Annotated in this window: 16 protein-coding genes; 10 read left to right on the top strand and 6 right to left on the bottom strand. The window is 68.3% G+C overall.

The genetic code is table 11. From position 1 onward, the window contains the following. Positions 1-113: 113 nt before the first annotated feature. Positions 114-719 carry an N-acetyltransferase family protein gene (locus ACWDNU_RS06450; protein ID WP_449668016.1) on the bottom strand — a complete coding sequence of 202 codons (606 nt, stop codon included), beginning with the start codon at positions 717-719 and terminating at the stop codon, positions 114-116. 179 nt (positions 720-898) lie between these two features. Between ACWDNU_RS06450 and lxmK the strand changes: the two genes are divergently transcribed. The 4 genes from lxmK to ACWDNU_RS06430 all read left to right on the top strand — a co-directional run bounded on the left by lxmK (position 899) and on the right by ACWDNU_RS06430 (position 4,361). Continuing rightward, positions 899-1,948 carry a class V lanthionine synthetase subunit LxmK gene (gene lxmK, locus ACWDNU_RS06445; RefSeq protein ID WP_449668015.1) on the top strand — a complete coding sequence of 350 codons (1,050 nt, stop codon included), beginning with the start codon at positions 899-901 and terminating at the stop codon, positions 1,946-1,948. Then, positions 1,945-2,862, top strand: coding sequence for a T3SS effector HopA1 family protein (locus tag ACWDNU_RS06440; RefSeq protein WP_449668014.1), 918 nt, complete (start codon positions 1,945-1,947; stop codon positions 2,860-2,862). The genes lxmK and ACWDNU_RS06440 overlap by 4 nt, the downstream gene beginning before the upstream one ends. A 94-nt stretch (positions 2,863-2,956) precedes the next feature. After that, positions 2,957-3,112, top strand: a complete 156-nt coding sequence (locus ACWDNU_RS06435; RefSeq protein WP_370933278.1) for a hypothetical protein — start codon at positions 2,957-2,959, stop codon at positions 3,110-3,112. Between the two features lie 25 nt (positions 3,113-3,137). Then, positions 3,138-4,361, top strand: a complete 1,224-nt coding sequence (locus tag ACWDNU_RS06430; RefSeq protein WP_449668013.1) for an MFS transporter — start codon at positions 3,138-3,140, stop codon at positions 4,359-4,361. On the opposite strand, the gene ACWDNU_RS06425 is transcribed toward ACWDNU_RS06430, so the two are convergent. Further along, positions 4,335-7,598 (bottom strand): BTAD domain-containing putative transcriptional regulator, encoded by a 3,264-nt coding sequence (locus ACWDNU_RS06425; RefSeq protein ID WP_449668012.1) that lies wholly within the window; start codon positions 7,596-7,598, stop codon positions 4,335-4,337. The genes ACWDNU_RS06430 and ACWDNU_RS06425 overlap by 27 nt on opposite strands. A 616-nt stretch (positions 7,599-8,214) precedes the next feature. After that, positions 8,215-8,634 carry an Hsp20/alpha crystallin family protein gene (locus tag ACWDNU_RS06420; protein ID WP_370933272.1) on the bottom strand — a complete coding sequence of 140 codons (420 nt, stop codon included), beginning with the start codon at positions 8,632-8,634 and terminating at the stop codon, positions 8,215-8,217. Positions 8,635-8,798: 164 nt separating this feature from the next. On the opposite strand from ACWDNU_RS06420, the gene ACWDNU_RS06415 reads away from it, so the two are divergent. The 6 genes from ACWDNU_RS06415 (at position 8,799) to phoU (ending at position 16,194) form a co-directional block, all read left to right on the top strand. Beyond that, on the top strand, positions 8,799-9,632 hold the full coding sequence (locus ACWDNU_RS06415) for an alpha/beta fold hydrolase (RefSeq protein WP_449668011.1): 834 nt from the start codon (positions 8,799-8,801) through the stop codon (positions 9,630-9,632). A 148-nt stretch (positions 9,633-9,780) separates the two neighbouring features. Continuing rightward, positions 9,781-10,344, top strand: a complete 564-nt coding sequence (gene idi, locus ACWDNU_RS06410) for an isopentenyl-diphosphate Delta-isomerase (protein ID WP_449668010.1) — start codon at positions 9,781-9,783, stop codon at positions 10,342-10,344. 115 nt (positions 10,345-10,459) lie between these two features. Beyond that, entirely contained in the window at positions 10,460-11,119 is a 660-nt protein-coding gene (locus ACWDNU_RS06405; protein ID WP_354745934.1) for a GGDEF domain-containing protein, read from the top strand. A gap of 1,150 nt (positions 11,120-12,269) precedes the next feature. Further along, positions 12,270-12,527 carry a hypothetical protein gene (locus ACWDNU_RS06400; RefSeq protein ID WP_449668009.1) on the top strand — a complete coding sequence of 86 codons (258 nt, stop codon included), beginning with the start codon at positions 12,270-12,272 and terminating at the stop codon, positions 12,525-12,527. 1,523 nt (positions 12,528-14,050) lie between these two features. Next, entirely contained in the window at positions 14,051-15,436 is a 1,386-nt protein-coding gene (locus tag ACWDNU_RS06395; protein ID WP_370940626.1) for an LCP family protein, read from the top strand. Positions 15,437-15,519: 83 nt separating this feature from the next. After that, positions 15,520-16,194, top strand: coding sequence for a phosphate signaling complex protein PhoU (gene phoU / locus ACWDNU_RS06390; RefSeq protein ID WP_344266135.1), 675 nt, complete (start codon positions 15,520-15,522; stop codon positions 16,192-16,194). Between the two features lie 105 nt (positions 16,195-16,299). Here phoU and pstB read toward each other — a convergent pair whose 3' ends face one another. Genes pstB through pstC form a run of 3 tightly spaced genes read right to left on the bottom strand, consistent with a single transcriptional unit; the run spans position 16,300 to position 18,917 of the window. Continuing rightward, entirely contained in the window at positions 16,300-17,076 is a 777-nt protein-coding gene (gene pstB, locus ACWDNU_RS06385; RefSeq protein ID WP_370933266.1) for a phosphate ABC transporter ATP-binding protein PstB, read from the bottom strand. 3 nt (positions 17,077-17,079) lie between these two features. Next, positions 17,080-17,994: a phosphate ABC transporter permease PstA gene (gene pstA, locus ACWDNU_RS06380; protein ID WP_370933265.1), complete on the bottom strand. Its 915-nt coding sequence runs from the start codon at positions 17,992-17,994 to the stop codon at positions 17,080-17,082. 2 nt (positions 17,995-17,996) lie between these two features. Then, positions 17,997-18,917 (bottom strand): phosphate ABC transporter permease subunit PstC, encoded by a 921-nt coding sequence (gene pstC, locus ACWDNU_RS06375; protein ID WP_449668070.1) that lies wholly within the window; start codon positions 18,915-18,917, stop codon positions 17,997-17,999. Positions 18,918-19,036: the final 119 nt, after the last annotated feature.

Below are 19,036 nucleotides of genomic sequence, written 5' to 3'. Positions count from 1 at the left end.
GCCGGAAAGAAGCCGATCGGCGTCCGCACTCCCCGCCCAGATCCCACCGCAGCTTCGCCGACCGCGCAGACGTTTCGCAGACGTCAGGATGTCTGCGCAGGTCAGCGGCTATTTCAGGGGATCGCGACGGTCGCTGGGCGCTCGAAGACGGTGAACCCGTGCCGCTCGTACAGCCGGTGCACCGGGTTGCCGTCCGTAACGACCAGGCCCAGGACGCTGGCTCCCGCCAGCGCCGCGCGAGCCAGCGTCCGCCGAAGCAGGAGCGTTCCCGTGCTCGGATACGAGGGGTGCCGGAACAGGTCCGTGATCAGCAGGCCGCCCCAAGGAGCTTCGCCGGGGAGGTCGTTGACCAGAAGGCCCGCGACCACCGCGCCGCCATCGCAGATCAGCCCGCTCAACGGGGACAGCGGCCCGAACGACGTCCCGGCCACCAGCCCTTCGAGACGGTCGAGCACCACGTCCGGATCCGCGTACTCCGCCCGGTAGTCGGCATGACCGGGCGGGTAGGCCGCGCGCCAGGCGGACACCAGGTCGGCGGCGGGCCGGTCAGCGGATTCGAGCCGCAGCGGCCAGTCCGGTTCCCGGCTCGCCCATTCGCCGGGCGGGCGCAGCTCCGAGAGGTCACAGGTCATCCGCTGAGTCGCCCGGGTGAGCCGGGCTCCGCGTGCCACCAGTTCGTCGGCGAGCACGCGCGGACCGGTCGCCAGCCAGCCCGACATTTCGCGTAACGCGACATCGGCGGCGCCTTCCTCGAGTACTTCGATTCGGTCCGCCCAAGGTTGCCCTTGAAACTCTCGCCGAAGATAAGAAAAAACCGGAACACCGTCAGCATCGATGCAAAACTCGCGCACCCCGACTCCCTACCTTGATGCCCAGGCCGCAGGTTAACATGCACCGGATGACAGGGACCAGCATCAGTCCGGACGCCGAAGAACGGGCGATTGTCGATTCGCTGTTGACAAAAATGGGACTGGGCGCGCTTGGCGCCGTCACCGGAACATACGCCGGGCGGCATCGGAATTGGGCGGGCGCCACCGAATCGGGTGCCGAGGTGTTCATCAAGCGAATTGAGCCCGATTCGCCGGGCGCCGCCGGCAGGCTCGGCCGGTTGATCTCGCTGGAATCCGCGTCCTGGAATCCCGTGCCGAGGCCGCGCTGCTGGGGATGGGACCGGGAATCCGGTTTTCTGGTGTACCAGCTGATCACGCCCGCGCGCGACGGCAGGAAACTCGCCGACGACGGCGAATTCGAGCAGACCGCCGCGGCGGCTCTCGGCCGGTTGGTCGCCGGGCTGCACGACGCGGAACCTCCTTCGTGGCTTGACACCTCCGTTCCCCAGCTGCCCCCGCTGCGCGATCTCGAAGCCCTCCCGCTGGAGTCCTTCCGCGTCGCGTGCGCCGCCGAGCTCGAGCTGTGGCGGTTGGCCCAGCAGGACGAGGCCCTTGTCGCGGCGATCCGGCGATTGCGCGACACGGCTGGAGTGCCGCTCGCGCCCACGCACTGCGACTTGCGCCTCGACCAATTCATTTTCAGCGACGACGACATCCTCCTCGCCGACTGGGACGAGCTGCGGCTGGCCGATCCCGCGCGAGACATCGGCGCCTTCGCCGGGGAATGGCTGTACCGGAGCACCCTGCGGATCACCGAGGACGGCGGCGTGCACGACCATCGGGAAATCGTGGCCAGGGGCACTGCCGAGTTCGCCGCGGTGCGTCCCCTGATCACCGCGTTCTGGCAGGCCTACCTGAGCCACCGCCGGCATCGCGAGGACGCCGAACTCGCCCGGCGTTCGGCCGCGTTCGCCGGCTGGCACCAGTTCGACCGCGTCGTCGCGGCCGCCCACGGGCAAACCAAGCTCGCGCCGGTCGAGCGCGCCGCGGCCGGCATCGGCCGGACCGTGCTGCTCAATCCGGAGCGGTTCGCCACGACACTGGGACTGACGACGTGACCACCCTCTTCCCGACCACTGGATCCTCGCCCGAGGCGTTGCTCGATGCCTTGGGAGACATCGAGGTCGACGTTCAGCGCAACCGGGCGGTCGTCGCCGGCCAAGCGATGCGGGCGGCGAACCGGGCCGAGTTGCGGGCGAAACTCGCGGCGGCGCTGTACGACCGCTTCCACGTGGGCAAGATCGTGAGCACGCCGGAACCTCCCGGCCTCCGGAGCCGGCTGATCGCGGCGGTTCCCCATGAGTTCACCGCTGTTCGCGGGCGCGTGCTCTCCCGGGATTCCGGGAGCGAAACGATCGTCGAAATCGAGGGAGTCCGGGTGCGCGTAACGGAATCCCAGATCGCCTCCCGCACCGAGGGAGAATACGTCTCGATCAACCTGGGTTGCGTCCGCCCGAATCTGGCGCCCGACTTTGTGCTCGTCGACGGTTCGGCGGGGCACGGCCTGACCCCGGCCGGCCACACCTTGCGCGTCTACGCACATCTCCTCGACCCGGAAACCGCGCCCGCCGCGTGGCGGGCGATCCTGGTTTTCCTCGAAGAAAAGCGTGTTCCTTTTCGCGCGAAAATCAGCCTGCGCGTTCCGCGGCGCGACGCGCTGGTGCTGTATCTGGGGCCCGAGGCATGGCCGTCCGCCTCGGACATCGCCGATTCGCTGGCGCGGCAGCCCGGGCTCGGCCACGCCGTCTCCGCGTACGCTCACCAGCTCTCCCCAGGCGTCGCGGCAGCCTGGGATCCGGCGGATCCTCGTCCCGGCTACCAGGGCCTCAGTTTCGGAGAACACCGTTCGCACGCTCTCGCGGACGCCTTGCTGAGCCCGGGGACTCCAGCCGACCAGCTCGCCGCCGCCCTCGCGGCGGGCAACGTCGACCCGACGAGGATTTACCGAAACATTACTTCCCCTGCCGTGTGATCCATTTCACACAAGTTGCTCGCTTGCCATTCCGGCCAACCACCTACAGGCTGTGCAATCGCGACAAGGAACACGCGCTCAGAAAGGTTGTTTGATGCACGCCGAAGAACTGTTCGAGGCTTACGCCGAATTCACCACGCCGACCGAGCTTTCCGCTCCCACCGCCGGCTCGCAGACGGTGTCGCGCAACACCGCGACACCTGGTTTCCTCTACCAGTCCGCCGAGGCCGGGCCGGAGACGGGGAACTAATCAGGCTCAACTGGGGGAGGACGAGGTGGCGACTTTTCGGGAAGTCTTCGCGAACTCCGAATTCCGTGCCATCTTCTGCGGCTTCGGGTTCTCCACGGCAGGCGACTTTCTCGCCAGGGGCTCGGTGACGATCGGCGTCTACGTGTCGAGTCAGTCGACCGGGCTCATGGCCGTCACCTACGCCTTGACCTTCCTTCCGGACCTGGTCGGCGGGGCATTGCTTTCCGGCCTCGCCGACCGGTTCAAGCGCAAGACCGTCATGATCGCGGCCGATCTGCTCCGTGCCGCGCTGGTCGCCGTGATGGCCTCCAGCGGGCTGCCGCTCGCGGTGCTGTGGCTGCTGTTCATCGCGGTCCGCTTGCTGGATTCGCCGTTTCGCAGCGCGCAGACCGCGACCCTTTCGGTCGTCCTCAGCGGTGACCGCTACGTGGTCGGCACCTCGGCCAACACCATGCTGGCCAACCTCGCGGTCGGCGCCGGTTTCGCGGGAGCCGGCGCGGTCGCGCAGCAACTCGGCATGAGCACCGCGCTCTACATCAACGCCGGCACCTTCGTCTGTTCGGCGCTGCTGATCTGGCGTGGCGTCCGGTCTCGTCCCGTGGCCGAAACCAGTGCGGCGCGCGCCGGCGGCTGGTGGACCTCGCTGGCCGCGAGTTCGCAGCTGATCCGTGCCGACCGCCGGCTGCGAGTGCTGATGTGCTTCGCGGTCGTTCCCGGCATCTGCATGGTCGCGACCACGCTCGCCGCGCCTTACGCGATCGAGTCGGGCAACGGTGAAGCCGTCGCCGGAGCCTTGATGGGGGTCGGCTCAGCCGGAATGGTCGTCGGCGTGTGGGCGGTGGCCAGGTGGGTGCGCCCGGAGACCCGGATGAAGCTGCTGGGCGTGCTGGCGGTCGCGTCGGCGGTGCCGTTCATTCTGTGCGCCTGGCATCCGGGGCTGGCGGCCGACACGCTGATCTGGTTCGTCAACGGCGCCGCGACCTGCTTCTGGGTTCCCGTGACCACTGGCGTGGTGACCGCCTCCCCCGAGGCCATGCGGGGCCAGATGAACGGGCTGATTTTCGCGCTGCTTCGCGTCGTCCAGGGAGTCGCCGTGCTGGTGTACGGCCTCCTGTCCGAGGTCTTCTCGGCTTCCTCGGTGATCGCCGCGGCCGGTCTGCTGGGCGTGGTCGTGTCCTGCCTGATCGGGCTCGCGTGGCGGCGGGTCGGCGAGCAACCTCGATCAGTCGCGGCGAAGGTCGGCACATGACCGGCGAAGCCCGGCCGAATCGGGCAGCTCGGTTCCCGCCAAGCAGTCGTCGACGAGATCGCAGTACTTTTTCGCGACGGCCGGATTTCCCGCGGCCTGGTGAGACAGTGCGAGGGTCTGCAGCGCGCGGGCCTGATCGAGCTGGGCGCCGAACTTCCGAGCCGCGGCGAGCGCCGACTCCGCGCAGCTGATCGCGCAGTCGACGTCCCCATTGTCGAGTTCGGCACGCGCCAAAACGATTTCCGCTTGCATGCCCAGTATCCGCAGACCTGAGGTTTCGCAGAGTTCTTTCGCCTTCCGCGCCTGAGACACGGCCGACGCGGCGTCACCGGTCAGCCTGCTGACTTCAGCATGTCCGGCGAACGCGGCGATCTCTCCGCGGCGGTACCCGATTTCCTGGGAAACCCCCAGCGCCGCACGGTAGTGCCGGCGCGCCTCGGCCAGCTCGTCCTGAACGCAGTACACCGCGGCCAGCGCGGTCAACGCGTCCGCTTCGTCCTCCCGCGTCGCGCTGCTGCGGGCGATCCGCAATGCCAGCCGGGCGTTCTGCGCGGCGGACGTCGTGTCGCCGGCCTCCCGGTACGCGCGCGAGAGATGGCCGAGCACGTCCGCTTCGAAGTGCCTGACCGAGCCGCGCCGAAGCAGTTCCAGAGACTTGGTGAATTGGACGACGGCCTCGCGACAATGCCCGCGCAGCAACAAAACCTCGCCGAGCATGCCGCGCACGTCCCCCTCGGTGGCTTGTTCACCGGAAAGATCGCAGAGCGAGAGAGTCCTGCGGGCGGCGGCTTCGGCGTCGTCCAGGTTCCCCCGCAGCAACTCGGCATAGCAGAGTCCGAGCCAGCCGAACCGCTGCAAGGGCACGTTGGTGGTTTTCTCCGCCAGTGCGAGGCCGGCGCGCACCCGAGCGGCGCCGTCGTCGACTTTCCCCACCTCCCGGTCCAAGGCTCCGAGCGAGATGAGCGTATGAGCCTGCCCTTCGACGTGCCGCGCGTCCTGATAGGCGACGCGCGCCTCCGTGAAGTGCCGCAGGGAGGCTTGGTTGTCGCCATGCCGAAAGCTCAGCGATCCCATGGAGCAGTGGGTGGCGGCGATGGCGGGGAGATTCTCGCGGGCCACCGCCGCACGAAGCGCGGCAGCACAAGCGCTCTGTCCTTCTTCGCGATAACGGCCGCTGGTCACCAAGTACGGCCGCAACGTCTCGACCAGCAGCCAGGACAACCAGGCCAGTCCACCGTCGGCGGCGTCGACGACGGCCGCGAGCACGTTCAGGCATTCGGCGTCCATCCAGGCCATGGCTTCGGCTTGGTTCGCGAAGAGATCAGGCGGGGTCCGCGCGAGGCTTTCCGGTCGGGGAAGCCGCACATAAGTGGGGTACAGCAACGATCCCGCTGCCTCAGTGTGGTGCAAGTAGAACGTAAGAAGTCTTTCCTGAGCCGCCGTCAGCGTGACCTCGTCGTCGGCCTCCGCGCATTGCTCCGCCGCGAACGCGCGCAGCAGGTCATGCAGCTGGTATCTGGAACCGCCGGTCCGCACGAGCAAGTTCGCCACGGTCAGTCGTTCGAGCATCGTCCGGACCTCGGAACCGGGCAGCCCGGTCAAGGCGGCGATGGCATCGGCCGAGAAGTTCGGCGCCACGACAAGTCCCAGGAACCGGAACACTCTCGCGGTGGCGTCGTCCAGCGTCACGTAGGAAAGCTGAAACGCGTTGCGGACCGCGGCTTCCTCGTCGCCGACGATCCTGAGCGAAGCCAGGCGGTTCCCTTGCCGCAGCTCCGCGACGTAGTCGGCCAGCGGAGAGTCCGGCAGGCCGGCCGCATTGGCGGCCGCGATCCGGATCGCCAGCGGCAGGAAGCCGCACAGCTCGACGAGCTCCCCCGCCGCCGAAGGTTCCGCCGCCACCCGGTCCTGGCCCACGATCAGGGCCAGCAGGGAGCGTGCGCACTCGCTGGTGAGCACGCCCACGTGGAACAACACCGCACCCTGCAAAGCGACGAGGCCCCGCAGCTCGTTCCGGCTGGTGATCAGCACGCCACAGCCGGGAGCGTTCGGCAGCAAAGGGCGCACCTGTGCCGGATCGGCCGCGTTGTCCAGAACGATGAGGACTTTCCGGCCGCGCAGCAAAGTGCGGTACAGCGCGACTAGTTCTTCCTGGTCTGAGGGAAGGGTCGTCATCGCCGGATTCAGCGCGGCCACGAACCGGGCCAGCACCTCGGTGGGGGTCAATGTCGGGGCCGCCGCGTGCCCGCGCAGGTCGACGTAGATCTGGCCGTCCGGGTAGTGGCTGCTCTTGCCCTGCGCGATCCTGACCGCGAGCGAGGTCTTGCCGACGCCCGGCAGCCCGGTGAGCACGAGCACCGGGCTGCTCGCGCTCGACCCGGCCAGCACGTTCTCGATCTTGTTCACCAGCTGGTCCCGGCCGACGAAGTCCGGTACCGCCGTGGGCAGCTGATGCGGCACCAGCTCGCGGGCGGGCGAGCCCGCCGGCACCGGCACGGCGGGGGCCGGATCGCCCGCCAGGATCTGCTCGTAGGTCTTCTGCAATTCCGCGGTGGGATCGACGCCGAGCTCGTGGGCCAGCGCTCGCCTGATCCGGCTGTAAACCGCGAACGCTTCGGCCTGCTGGCCCGAACGGTAAAGCGCGAGCATGAGCTGGCCGTGCAGCCGTTCCCGAAGCGGGGCGGCATCGGCGGCGGTTCGCAATTCCTGGACCAGTTCACGATGCTTGCCGAGCTGCAGTTCGGCGTGAAACAGGCTTTCCATCGCCGTAAGGCGTTCCTGCTCCAGACGAGGAGCATGGATGGTGCGCAAGAGATCGGACGGGATGTCCGCGAGCGCCGCGCCGCGCCAACACGAGAGACACTCCCGTAAAGCACGGGCCGCTTCGCCTAATTCTTCCGTCCGCCGCGCATAGTCGTGGAGCTCCCGGAATCGTTCGAGATCCAATTCTCCCGGCCGGACGGAAATCTGGTAGCCGCTGGACAGCGTCGTAATTCGTTCGGCGTCGCCGATGACCCGGCGCAATCGCTGCACATAGGTCTGCAGCGTCGCGCGCGCACCGCGCGGCGGAGCTTGCTCCCACAGCTGATCCACGAGGTCGTCCGCACTGACCAGGCTGTTGGCGGACATCAGCAGCATGGCCAGCAGGACCCGCTGCTTCGGCGCGTTGACCGGCACGGCCTCGCCCGCGACGACCACTTCGAGCGGGCCAAGAATGCGAAACTTCAGCTCTGCCATCGTCGTCCACCTCCCCGTGCCAACGCTCGGCGGGCCAATTGTAGTCGGCGGCTATCACCCGCCGCGGCCAAATCGAGGTTTCCCGGGGGCCGATGTGCTGACGCTGGGCGCCGGTGAACTAACCGCCGCATTCCAAGGCCGGGAGATTCCGGCCGGGCCGAACCTCGGCGAAGTCCCGCGCGTGCTGCGTCGCCGGAAAGACCAGCTTCACCGGTCCCTGCGCAGCAGCGGTTCGAAAGCCAGGAACCCCTCACGTCGCAGCACAGCCGCGAACTCGGCATCGGCAAATCCCTCGCGTACCGCCCGATCTACGCAATTCTCGCCGACGCGGCCATCCCCACCACCACGAGACGCCCACTGCACAGACCCAGTCCGAGCAAGAGCTTCGCCATTCCCCGCCGCAGCCGTCGACGGATCGCCGGGGCCGTGGTCGCGGTGTCCGCTGTCGCCGCAGTCTGCGTGATCGTCGCGGAGTACTTCGTCCTCAACTGCACAATCGCGCCGTTGGTGCGGCCGAGCGCGCCGATATCACCGGCTGACCCGCATAGATAGCAATTGTCCCCAGGTTATCCACAACCCACTGTGGACAACCTAGGGACAACTTGGATTCACGGCCTCAGGCGTTGATCTCCTGCGGCGCACCGCCGACGGTGATCTTGCGCGGCTGAGCCTTCTCGGAGACCGGAATGCGCAGCGTCAGCACGCCGTCGACGTAGTCCGCGGCGATGCGCGTGGTGTCGAGCGTGTCGCCGAGGAACAGCTGGCGCGAGAACTTGCCGCGCGGCCGCTCGGACACCTGGACCTGCGCGTCCTCGACCGCGACCGGGGTGCGCTCGGCGCGGACGGTGAGCACGTTGCGCTCGACGCTCACGTCGATGGAATCGCGGGCGATCCCCGGGAGGTCGAACTGGATGACGTACTCGTCGCCGGCGCGGTAGGCGTCCATCGGGACGGAGCGCGGCGCGGTGCCCTGGCCACCGAAGAACTGCTGCGTCAGGCGGTCGAACTGGGCGAGCGGGTCGGTGCGGATCAGCATGTCGAATCCCCTTTCGGACAACTGCGGCCAGCTGCTGCGGCGCTGACCAAGCCTTGCGAAGTTGCCAACGCACGACTCAACTTATTTGTTCCCTGGTAGCTCAGATCACAGTGACAGCGAGAGACCGCCCGAAACTGTCGGTGCCGGTCCGTAGAGTGCGTCTCGTGATCGACCAGCTGACGATCCCGACCGACGCGGGATCCTTCGACGCAATCGCCGCCGGCCCCGAAGACGGCCGCCCGGTACTGCTGCTGCACGGCTTTCCCCAGGCCGCCGTGGAGTGGGAGCACCAGGTGGCGACGCTCGGCGTGCTCGGGTACCGCGCGATCGCGCCGGACCAGCGCGGTTATTCGCCTGGCGTGCGGCCCGAGCGCCCGGCCGAATACGGCATCGCGACGCTGGTGTCCGACGTCGTGGCGATGGCCGACACGCTCGGCTGGAGCACGTTCGACCTGGTCGGCCACGACTGGGGCGGCGCGGTCGCGTGGTGGACGGCCGACGAGCACCCCGACCGGCTGCGCAGCCTCACCGTGGTGTCCACGCCGCACCCCGGAGCACTCGCCGAAGCGCTGCGGACGGACGAGGACCAGCACCTGCGGTCGGCCTATATGACGGAGTGGCGGCAGACGCCCGCCACCGAGCGGCGCATGCTGGCCGACAACGCCCAGGCGCTGCGCGACATCTTCGACCGGCGCATCCCGCCGAGCAAGATCGACGAGTACGTGCAGCGGCTGTCCGAGCCAGGCGCGCTCACCGCCGCGCTGAACTGGTACCGAGCCGGTCGGCCAGGCGGGAAAATCGGCAAGATTTCGGTGCCCGCGATGTACGTGTGGTCCACAGAGGACGTCGCCTTCGGTTCCGTCGCCGCGCTCGACACGGCGAATTGGTGCACCGGGCCGTACCGGTTCGAGATGCTCGAGGAGGTGTCGCACTGGGTAGCGGAGGAAGCGCCCGAGGCCTTGACCTCGTTGATCGTCGAGCATCTCGGCAGCCGGTGAGACCCGGGCTCGCCCGCGCCGTCGTTCGGCCGGGTGTCCGGCGGGCTGAAGATTCGAGCGTTGCGTGAAGACCCGACACTCGAATCGGGCGAAACGGCCACCCGGCTCGCGGTATCGGCCGCCAGGTGGGTGGTGTTCAGTATCCGGAGTGGACACCAGCACTGAAGCCGAAACCGAACGCGTCGTCTTCGTGACCGAGGACGGCGTGCCCACCGGGGAGACCGGGCCGAAGCTCGCCAGCCATCACGCCGAGACGCGACTGCACCTCGCGTTCTCCTGCTACGTCCTGCGCCGTTCGGACAACGCCCTGCTGATCACCCAGCGCGCTCCGCACAAGAAGGTGTGGCCGGGGGTGTGGACCAACAGCGTGTGCGGTCATCCCGCGCCCGCCGAAGCGCTGGAGACCGCCGTGCGCCGGCGGGCCGCGTACGAACTCGGGCTGCCCGCACTCGACGACCTCGAGTGCGTGCTGCCCACGTACCGCTACCGCACGCCGCCCTTCCAGGGGATCGTGGAGAACGAGTTCTGCCCGGTATTCGCCGCGTGGACGGACGTCGATCCGCGGCCGAATCCCGAAGAAGTGGGCGGCTGGCGATGGATTTCCTGGGCCGATTACACACAGTGGATCACAGATCCGACGACTGACGCGAGCTACTGGGCCCGTGATCAATTCGCGCAGCTCAAGGACAAAAAGCCCTTCTCCGCGCTCTGAGGCGAAGAACTCCGCTGCGTGACAACAGCGGAAGTCCGTCGTCCACTTGAGCGAAATTCACCTTCGTACGTACCGATCACTCAAGCCACCGCTCCTTTACGACGAAAACGATGGAGTGGCGGAGGTCAGAGTGGCGACGGACGACGAGCTCGGAACGGGGGATACCGCACCAGACTTGTTGACGTTGCACGAGTCCATCGCGGACCTGTTCGCGACGCGCGGCGACTGGCGGCGGGCCTACCGGCACCTGCGCTCGGCACTCGACATCGCGCGAGCGGGCAGCCTGCGCGACCCGCTCACCTCGAGCTACAACCGCCGGTACCTCGACCAGCGGCTGCCCGAACTGCCGGCCGCGGTGGCCGTTGCCCTGGTCGACCTGGACCGGTTCAAGTCCGTGAACGACACGTACGGTCACCTTCTCGGCGACCGAGTCCTCTGCCGGGTCGCCGATCTCCTGCAGGAGGGGCTGCCGGCCGATGCGTTCTGCGCACGGTACGGCGGCGAGGAATTCGCTCTCGTCCTGCCGGGAATCGATCACCGGGGAGCCGTCCGGGTCGCCGACGCCGCGCGCCTGCGGGTCGCCCGTCATCCCTGGTCAGAACTGCAGCCGGGCCTGCGGGTTACGATCAGCGTCGGCCTCGCGCACGGCACCGGATCCGGGCCGCGCCAGCTCCACCGGGCCGACAATCTCCTTTACGCCGCGAAGCGCGCCGGCCGCAACAAGGTCGCTTTCCATGACCGCGAGACCGCGCAGGTAATTACGCACTCTGAGTAACACGCGTCTGCGATTACTCCATTCACCGAACCCGAACTTCACCTGTTCGTCCGCTTCAGTGCGCCTTAGGGCGACGCATGGTGAAGAAATTCGCGGGAGGGTGTCGTCACGAACGGCGGGTATCCGTACGATAACGAAAAGCTCCCCCGGTACGACGAGTCCTGGGAGACCCGGCGAAGCCGCCGGGTGTTCAAAGGTAAGCCGCCCCAGCCTGGCGCCTGACGTGCGAGAGGAGACCGAGTGCCCGACGAGCGCAACACCCCCGGCACCGGTCGCCATTCCGACACCACGGCACGCCCGCGCGGCGGACGCCGCCGTTCGATGGACACTCACGGCGGCATCAGCGTGTCCGACGTGGTCGCGCGGCACACCGGGGAGCGCCCCGCCTTCGCCGACGATCCCGGCACGCAGCTTTCGGAGCCGGTGAGCCGGCTCGCGGAACCGGGCACTCGCCGAGCCGAGCCAGGCCGCCGTCGGGCGGATGCCGAGCCCGGGCGACGGCGGGCTGAGCCGGACGCTGGTTATGTGGGAGCGAACGGCCTCGCCGGGCTGCCCGCCGAACCGGGCCGCCGGCGGGCAAACGGGCACGCCAACGGGGTTGGTAGTCGGCACGCTGGAGACGCGTCGGATCTGAACGGCGATCGGGCCAACGGGCAGGTCAACGGGGTCGGCGGTCGGCACGGCGGGTCGGCAGAAGACGACGCTGCACCACGGGGCGCGCGCGTCAGCGGAGCGGGCGAACTGGCCGGAGGCAACACCGGCACGTCTGGCAGACGGGCCAACGGGCGCGGTCGTCGCCACAGCGAGCCCGCGGAAGACGATCTCGCCCCCAGTGGCGCTCCGACGAACGGCCACGTCAACGGGGTTGGCCGACACGGCGAGCCCACGGCAGACGACGCTGCGGGCGGGCGGGCGAACGGCCACGTCAATGGAGCCGACAGTCGGCACGGCGGGCCTGCGGCAAACGACGCCGCGCTAGCTGGTGGATCGGCGAACGGGCACGCCAACGGCATCGGCAGTCGGCACAGTCGAGAGGATGCTGGCGGTTCCGAGTTCAGGAACGGGCCCGTAGAAGACCGCCCCACGCTGGGGAGCCCCGCGAACGGGCCGGTCAACGGTGGTGGCAATCGGCGCGGCGGGGCTTCGGGCGATGACGATGGGCTTTCCGGCGGCCGTCGGGCGAATGGGGAGCGTCGTGGTGGCGTTTCGGACGTCGACGGCGGGAATGCTGCACGGGTGGGCGGACGGGCGCTTCTCGGCGGTCCGGTGCCTGATGGCAATCGCCACGGTGTTCCGGATGCTCCCGAGACGCCGGGGAACGGTGGCGGCGCTCGACGTCGGGAAACTGGGGCTTATCGGGCTGAGCCTGGTGAAACAGGCGGACCTGGCGGTCGTCGCCGGGACGTGAGCCAGCAGTCCCCGGGGGCTGGCGAAGCAGGTGCCGGGGAACGTCCCGCCGAGGCTGGACCTGGCGAGGTAGCTGGGCGGACGGGGGAACCGCGGCGTCGGCGGGCGGCCGGGGCCGCGGATGACGAACTGGCCGGAAGTGCCGAGCAGGATTTGGGTTCTCCGGTAGCGGGGACGCGGCGTCGGCGGGCGGATGGGCTTCCGCCGCGGCCTCGGCAGGGTGGTGGGGTCCCGGCTTCGCCGGATCCGCCGGGGCCTCGGCGGCCGCACGGTGCGGAGAACACTTCTGGGCAGCGGATGCCCGGTCCGGACTCTGGTGGGCATCGGCTCCCGGGTCCGGAATTCGACGGGCCGCGGGCGGCAGGGCCGGGGGTCGGCGGTTCCGGCACGCCACGGATGCCTGGCGGACCCGCGGAGCAACGGACAGCTGACTCGGCGGCGCTGCCCGACGAGCATCGGATGGCCAGCCCCGACTCCGTGGGGCAACGGACGCCCGGGCAAAACTCTGGCGGGCACCGGGTGCCTGGCCCGGAAGCGGGCGGGCAGCGCATGCCCGGCCCGGCGCGGCGGCGGGCAGTGGGTCCGGACCCCGCTGGGCAATCGATGGGTGGTCCCGCATCGGCAGCGATTCCCGGCGCGCCCGATCCCGACGTACAGCGAACGCCCCCGCGGCGACGAGCGCCCGGTTCCGAATCCGCTGGGCAACCGACGAGTGGCCCCGAATCCGCAGCTATGCCTGGCGGGCCCGACGAGCAGCGAATGCCGGGTCCCGCACGGCGACGGGGCACCGGGCCTGAGCCTGCCGGGCAGCCAATGGGCCCTGAGTCGGCGGCGATGCCCATGCCCGACGGACAACGCGCGGCCGGACAGGACTCCGGCGGGCACCGAGTGCCTGGGCCGAACGCGCCCGGGCGACGGGCAGCCGGTCCTGGGCGGCGGCCCATGGGGCCTGGCGGCATCGATGGAGTTCCCGCAGAAGCGGGGGACGAACTCGAGCGGACTCAGCTCAGCCCAGCGCTCGAGCCGGATCGAGTGCGGGGCAAGCCGGGGCGGCCGGCTCCGGGGCCGCGTTCTCGGGGGCCAGTTCCCGATGCCGCTGCGGGGCTTGAGCGGACTCAGCTCAGCCCGGTGCTCGACGGTTCTGAGCCGGACAGCGCCAGTCCGCAGAGCGGGCCCCAACGACCGAGGCGTGGGCCGGGTGCGGCTCAGGAGCTTGGCCCGGTGCTCGACGGCAAGGCAGCCGACCGGACGCAGTTCACGCCGGTCAAGGGGCTCAGCCTCGGCCAAGAGCCGGAACGCTCCGAGCGGACTCAGCTCAGCCCGGCGGTCAAACCCGGCGTTGATCCAGAGCGCACCCAGCTCAGCCCAGCGGTCAAAGCCGACGTCGATCCGGAGCGCACCCAGCTCAGCCCGGCCGTCAAAGCCGACGCTGAGCGCACCCAGCTCAGCCCGGCAGTAGAGGGGCCGAACGGCAAGCGGCCTCGGCGTACTCCGGTGAAGCCGGCCGCGGCGGCGCGGGCTGAGATGGATCCGCTCACCATGACCGACGAGATGGAGGCGATCGACGAGGCGACGCAATACCGTCGCAAGATCGATCACAGTCTCGCCCGGTTCTCGGCCGCGCACGACGACGCGGCGGCTGAAGAGGCGAAGCGCCGGGAACGGCGGGAGCGGCTCACTACCCGGTCGATGGCGTTGTTCGAGCAGACCCGGACCGCGTTGCAGCGGGTCGTTCTTCTGGACAAAGAAGACGAAGAAGAAAAACCCGCCGAACAATCCGAGCAGACTCGGCTGCAGGAGAAAAAGCAGCGGCATATCGCGCGCAATATCCGGATCGGGCGGATCGCGTTGATCGTGGTCGCCGTGCTTATTTTCATCGGCACGGGGGTCGCTTGGGGCGCGGTCACTTGGTTCGACGCCAAGTTCACCGAAGTTTCCGCGCTGGACGAGAACTCTTCGGACATTCAGAACGCCGACGCGCAGGCCAACGACGAGAACTTCCTCATGGTCGGCTCCGATTCCCGGGACGGGGCCTCGTCCGAGGAAAACGTCGGGGACGCGTCGAATATCCCTGGCGCGCGGTCGGACACGGTGATGGTGGCGCACGTTCCCGCGGACCGGAAGCGGGTCGTCGTCGTCTCGTTCCCCCGGGACCTCGAAATCGACCGACCGGATTGCAACCGGTGGGATCCGGCCAAATCGCAGACTACCGACGAGGTCGTGCGCGAGCAGAAGATCGCCAAGCTCAACACGGCGTACGCGGTCGGTGGCCCGCAGTGCATGACGAAAGTGATCCAGAAGATCACCGGCCTGCGGATCAACCACTTCATCGGCATCGACTTCAACGGGTTCAAGGAAATGGTCGACGCGGTGCACGGGGTGACCGTGCACAACGAGAAACCGATCGACGACACCACGCTCGGCAAGGTGCTCGCCGAAACCGGCGACGTGACCATTTCCGGCGACCAGGCGCTGAGCTACGTGCGCGCCCGGCACGTCATCGGCGACCCTACCTCCGACTACGGCCGGATCAAGCGGCAGCAGGCGTTCATCGGCGCGCTGCTCAAGAAGGTCATGTCCTCGGATGTCGTGCTGGACCCGGGAAAACTGTCCGGTTTCATCACCGCGTTCGCGCACGCGACATTCGGCGACAACCTCGGCGTGCAGCAGATGATGACGCTCGCGCAGTCGATGCGCGGACTGAACCCGGCCAACATCAACTTCATGACCGTGCCCACCGTCGGCCTGCCGAACAAGCGCGGCAACGAAGTGCTGATCCAGGAAAAGACGAAGAGCCTCTTCGACGCGTTGCGCGACAACACGCCGCTTCCGGGCAACCAGCCCGCCGGAACCGCGGCCAGCGCGCCGCCCGCGAACGCGGATTCGCGCAAGAGCACCAACACCGGTTGATCATTCGGATTCGTTAGGCGGGGTTCACATGCGGTTCACCCAGCGATGCGGTATTCGGACAGTCCACGTCGTAGGGTGTGCTCATGCGTGAGGCCTACCATGTGGAACTCGATCAGCTCGCCGAAAACCTGGCCGCGATGTCGGTCCAGGTAGCCGACGCCATGGAGCGGGCCACCAAAGCACTGCTGGAGGTCGACCTCGGCCTCGCCGAGCAGGTGATCAGCGACGACGCGAAGGTCGACGACGCGCGCGCCGAATGCGAGGAGCAGGCGTACGCGCTGCTCGCGCTGCAGGCCCCGGTCGCGACCGATCTGCGCACCGTGCTCGCCGCCATCCACGCGGCGGAAAGCCTGGAGCGCATGGGAGATCTCGCCCTGCACGTCGCCAAGGCCGCCCGCCGCCGCCACCCCGACCCGGTGCTGCCGGAAGCGGTCAAGCCGTACTTCGCCGAGATGGGCCAGGCCGCGGTCAAGCTCGCCCGGCAGGTCGAGGCGGTCATCAAGACCAAGGACGTCTCCGCCGCCAAGGACCTCGAGGCCGAGGACGACCAGGTCGACGACCTGCACCGGCACCTGTTCACCGTGCTGATGGACCGCGAATGGCCGCACGGCGTCGCGTCCGCCGTTGACGTCACGCTGCTCGGCCGCTTCTACGAGCGCTACGCCGACCACGCGGTGTCCGTCGCCAAGCGGATGATTTTCGTGGTCACCGGCCGGATGCCGGGCTACGGCACCGACGACGAAGACCTGACCATCTGAGACACCACAACGAAAGCCGCCACCTGAGGGTGGCGGTTTTTTCATGCCCAGAAATAAGAACAGCCGCCCCGGCAAGGAAAACCAGGGCGGCCGTCCACAGTGGAATCAGCCGAAACGGCCCGAGATGTAGTCCTCGGTGGCCTTCTCGTCCGGGTTGGAGAAGATCTTCTCCGTGTCGTTCAGCTCGATCAGGCGGCCGGGCTGGCCGACGCCGGCCAGGTTGAAGAACGCGGTCTGGTCCGAAACCCGCGCCGCCTGCTGCATGTTGTGCGTCACGATGACGATCGTGTAGTCCTTCTTCAGCTCGCCGATCAGGTCCTCGATCGCGAGCGTCGAGATCGGGTCCAGCGCCGAACACGGCTCGTCCATCAGCAGCACGTCCGGCTGCACCGCGATCGCCCGCGCGATGCAAAGCCGCTGCTGCTGCCCGCCGGAGAGGCCGCCGCCCGGCTTGTTCAACCGGTCCTTGACCTCGTTCCACAGGTTCGCGCCGCGCAGCGCCCGCTCGGCGATCTCGTCGAGCTGCTTGCGGTTCTTGGTGCCGCCAAGGCGAAGCCCGGCCACCACATTGTCCTTAATGGACATCGTGGGGAACGGGTTCGGCCGCTGGAACACCATGCCGATGGTGCGGCGCACCTGCACCGGGTCCACCGCCGAGGCGTAGATGTCCTCGCCGTCGAGCAGCACCTGGCCGTCGACCCGCGCGCCGGGAATGACCTCGTGCATGCGGTTCAGCGTGCGCAGCACCGTCGACTTGCCACAACCCGACGGCCCGATGAACGCGGTCACGTTCCGCGGCGGGACGTTCAGCGTGACGCTGTCCACGGCGTGGAACTTGCCGTAGTAGATGTCCAGGTCTTTGACGTCGATTCGCTTGGCCATGACTCACTTCTTCTTCGGGGCGACGATGCGGGAAAGGACCGTGGCGAGCAGGTTGATCACGGCGATGATGAGCACCAGGGTGAGCGCGGCTCCCCAGATCCGGTCGAAGCCGACGCTGCCGGGGTCCATCGAGTTGGTGGCGCGTTCGTTGTTCATCACCAACGGCAGCGACGCCTGCTCCCCGCTGAAGATGTTCCAGTTGACGTACGACGTGTAGCCGACGAGCACCAGCAGCGGCGCGGTTTCGCCCATCACGCGGGCGAGCGCCATCATGATGCCGCCGAGGATGCCGGACAGCGCCGTCGGAAGCACGATCTTCATGATCGTCTTCCACTTCGGCACGCCCAGCGCGTACGAAGCTTCGCGCAGGTCGTCCGGCACGATCCGCAGCATTTCCTCCGCCGAGCGGACGACCACCGGAATCATCAGCAGCACCAACGCGAGCGACACCGCGAACCCGCTGCGCGGCAGGCCGAGCGTGGTGACCCACAGCGCGTAAATGAACAGCGCGGCCACAATGGACGGAACACCGGACAGGATGTCCACCATGAACGTGGTCGCCTTGGCCAGCTTGCCGCGGCCGTACTCGACGAGGTAAATCGCGACCAGCAGGCCGATCGGCACCGAGATGACCGCGCACACCAGGCCCTGCAACAGGGTGCCGATGATCGCGTGCAGCACGCCGCCGCCGACCTCGTCGCCGAGCACCGAACCGAAGTCCTGGCCCCACCAGTTGCTGTACGGGATCCGCTTGATCCCGTTGGCGATCACCGTGTACAGCACCCACACCAGCGGGACCACGGCGATCAGGAAGGACAGCCACACGAGCACCGTGGCGACGCCGTTTTTGACCTTGCGGGCCGCGCTCACCTGCTGGAAAGCCGGTGTCGTCGCGGGCCGTTCGAGGGTGGTCGACATGGTCACCCCACCTTCTTTCCGACGATCGAGCGGGCGGCGAAGTTGACCAGGAACGTCAGCACGAACAGCACCAGACCGGCCGCGATGTAGGCGCCGGCCGAGGTCGGGTTGTTGAACTCGCTGTAGTTCTGGGCGATCTTCGAGGCGAACGTCGCGCCACCGTCGAAGAGGCTCCAGTCGAAGTTGCGGCCCTGCGGGATCAGCAGAATCACTGCCAGCGCAATGGTTTCACCGAGTGCGCGGCCGAGGCCCAGCATCGACGCGCCGACGAAGCCCGCCTTGCCGAACGGCAGCACCGTGGTGCGAATGACCTCCCAGCGCGTGGCTCCGAGCGCGAGCGCGCCCTCGACCTGCGCCGTCGGCGTGCGCTCGAAAACCTCGCGGGTAAGCGAAGTGATGATCGGAAGAATCATCACCGCGAGCACGATCCCGGCGGTGAAAATGGTGCCGCGCACATTCGGCGCGATGTTGCCCGGCGCGAAAATCGGAACCCACGAGAAGGTGCTGTTGACCCATTCGGAAAACGGCTCGATCGCGGGCGCGAACACGAGAATGCCCCACAGGCCGAAAATGATCGACGGCACCGCGGCGAGCAGATCCACGACGTAGGCGAACGGCCGGGCCAGCTTCGCGGGCGCGTACTGGGTGAGGAACAGCGCGATGCCCAGCGAGATCGGCATCGCGATGATCAGCGCCACCAGCGAGGTCGCCACGGTGACCTCGGCGAGGTCGGCGATCCCGAACGCCATGTTGGCCGGGTCGTTCGTCGACCACCCGTGGTTGAACAGGAAGTTGACCTTGTCCGCCTTCAGCGCCGGAATCGCCTGCACGACCAGGAAAATCCCGATCAGGGCGATCAGGGCGACGACGAAGATCCCGGCCCCGGTGGTCAAGTTCTGGAAGATGCGGTCACCGGCTCGCACCTTCGTCGGCTTCTTCCGCGCGGGCGGCGCTTCCGGCGCCGGCGCGGGTGGCTTGTCCGAAATCGGATCCTCCGGGAACGCTCGGGCGGACGACGAACGCCCACCGGGGTCGCCGGTGG

Source organism: Amycolatopsis sp. NPDC003676, assembly GCF_053587275.1.
The sequence above is the reverse complement of the archived record's forward strand: the minus strand, read 5'-3'. Positions and strand labels throughout refer to the sequence as shown.

Excerpts from the sequence above, each read along its gene's own strand:
- ACWDNU_RS06400 (WP_449668009.1), top strand. The coding sequence starts at position 12,270 with ATGACGATGGGCTTTCCGGCGGCCGTCGGGCGAATGGGGAGCGTCGTG.
- pstB (WP_370933266.1), bottom strand. The coding sequence starts at position 17,076 with ATGGCCAAGCGAATCGACGTCAAAGACCTGGACATCTACTACGGCAAG.
- ACWDNU_RS06420 (WP_370933272.1), bottom strand. The coding sequence starts at position 8,634 with ATGCTGATCCGCACCGACCCGCTCGCCCAGTTCGACCGCCTGACGCAG.
- phoU (WP_344266135.1), top strand. The coding sequence starts at position 15,520 with ATGCGTGAGGCCTACCATGTGGAACTCGATCAGCTCGCCGAAAACCTG.
- ACWDNU_RS06395 (WP_370940626.1), top strand. The coding sequence starts at position 14,051 with ATGGATCCGCTCACCATGACCGACGAGATGGAGGCGATCGACGAGGCG.
- ACWDNU_RS06435 (WP_370933278.1), top strand. The coding sequence starts at position 2,957 with ATGCACGCCGAAGAACTGTTCGAGGCTTACGCCGAATTCACCACGCCG.
- pstA (WP_370933265.1), bottom strand. The coding sequence starts at position 17,994 with ATGTCGACCACCCTCGAACGGCCCGCGACGACACCGGCTTTCCAGCAG.
- lxmK (WP_449668015.1), top strand. The coding sequence starts at position 899 with ATGACAGGGACCAGCATCAGTCCGGACGCCGAAGAACGGGCGATTGTC.
- ACWDNU_RS06450 (WP_449668016.1), bottom strand. The coding sequence starts at position 719 with ATGTCGGGCTGGCTGGCGACCGGTCCGCGCGTGCTCGCCGACGAACTG.
- ACWDNU_RS06425 (WP_449668012.1), bottom strand. The coding sequence starts at position 7,598 with ATGGCAGAGCTGAAGTTTCGCATTCTTGGCCCGCTCGAAGTGGTCGTC.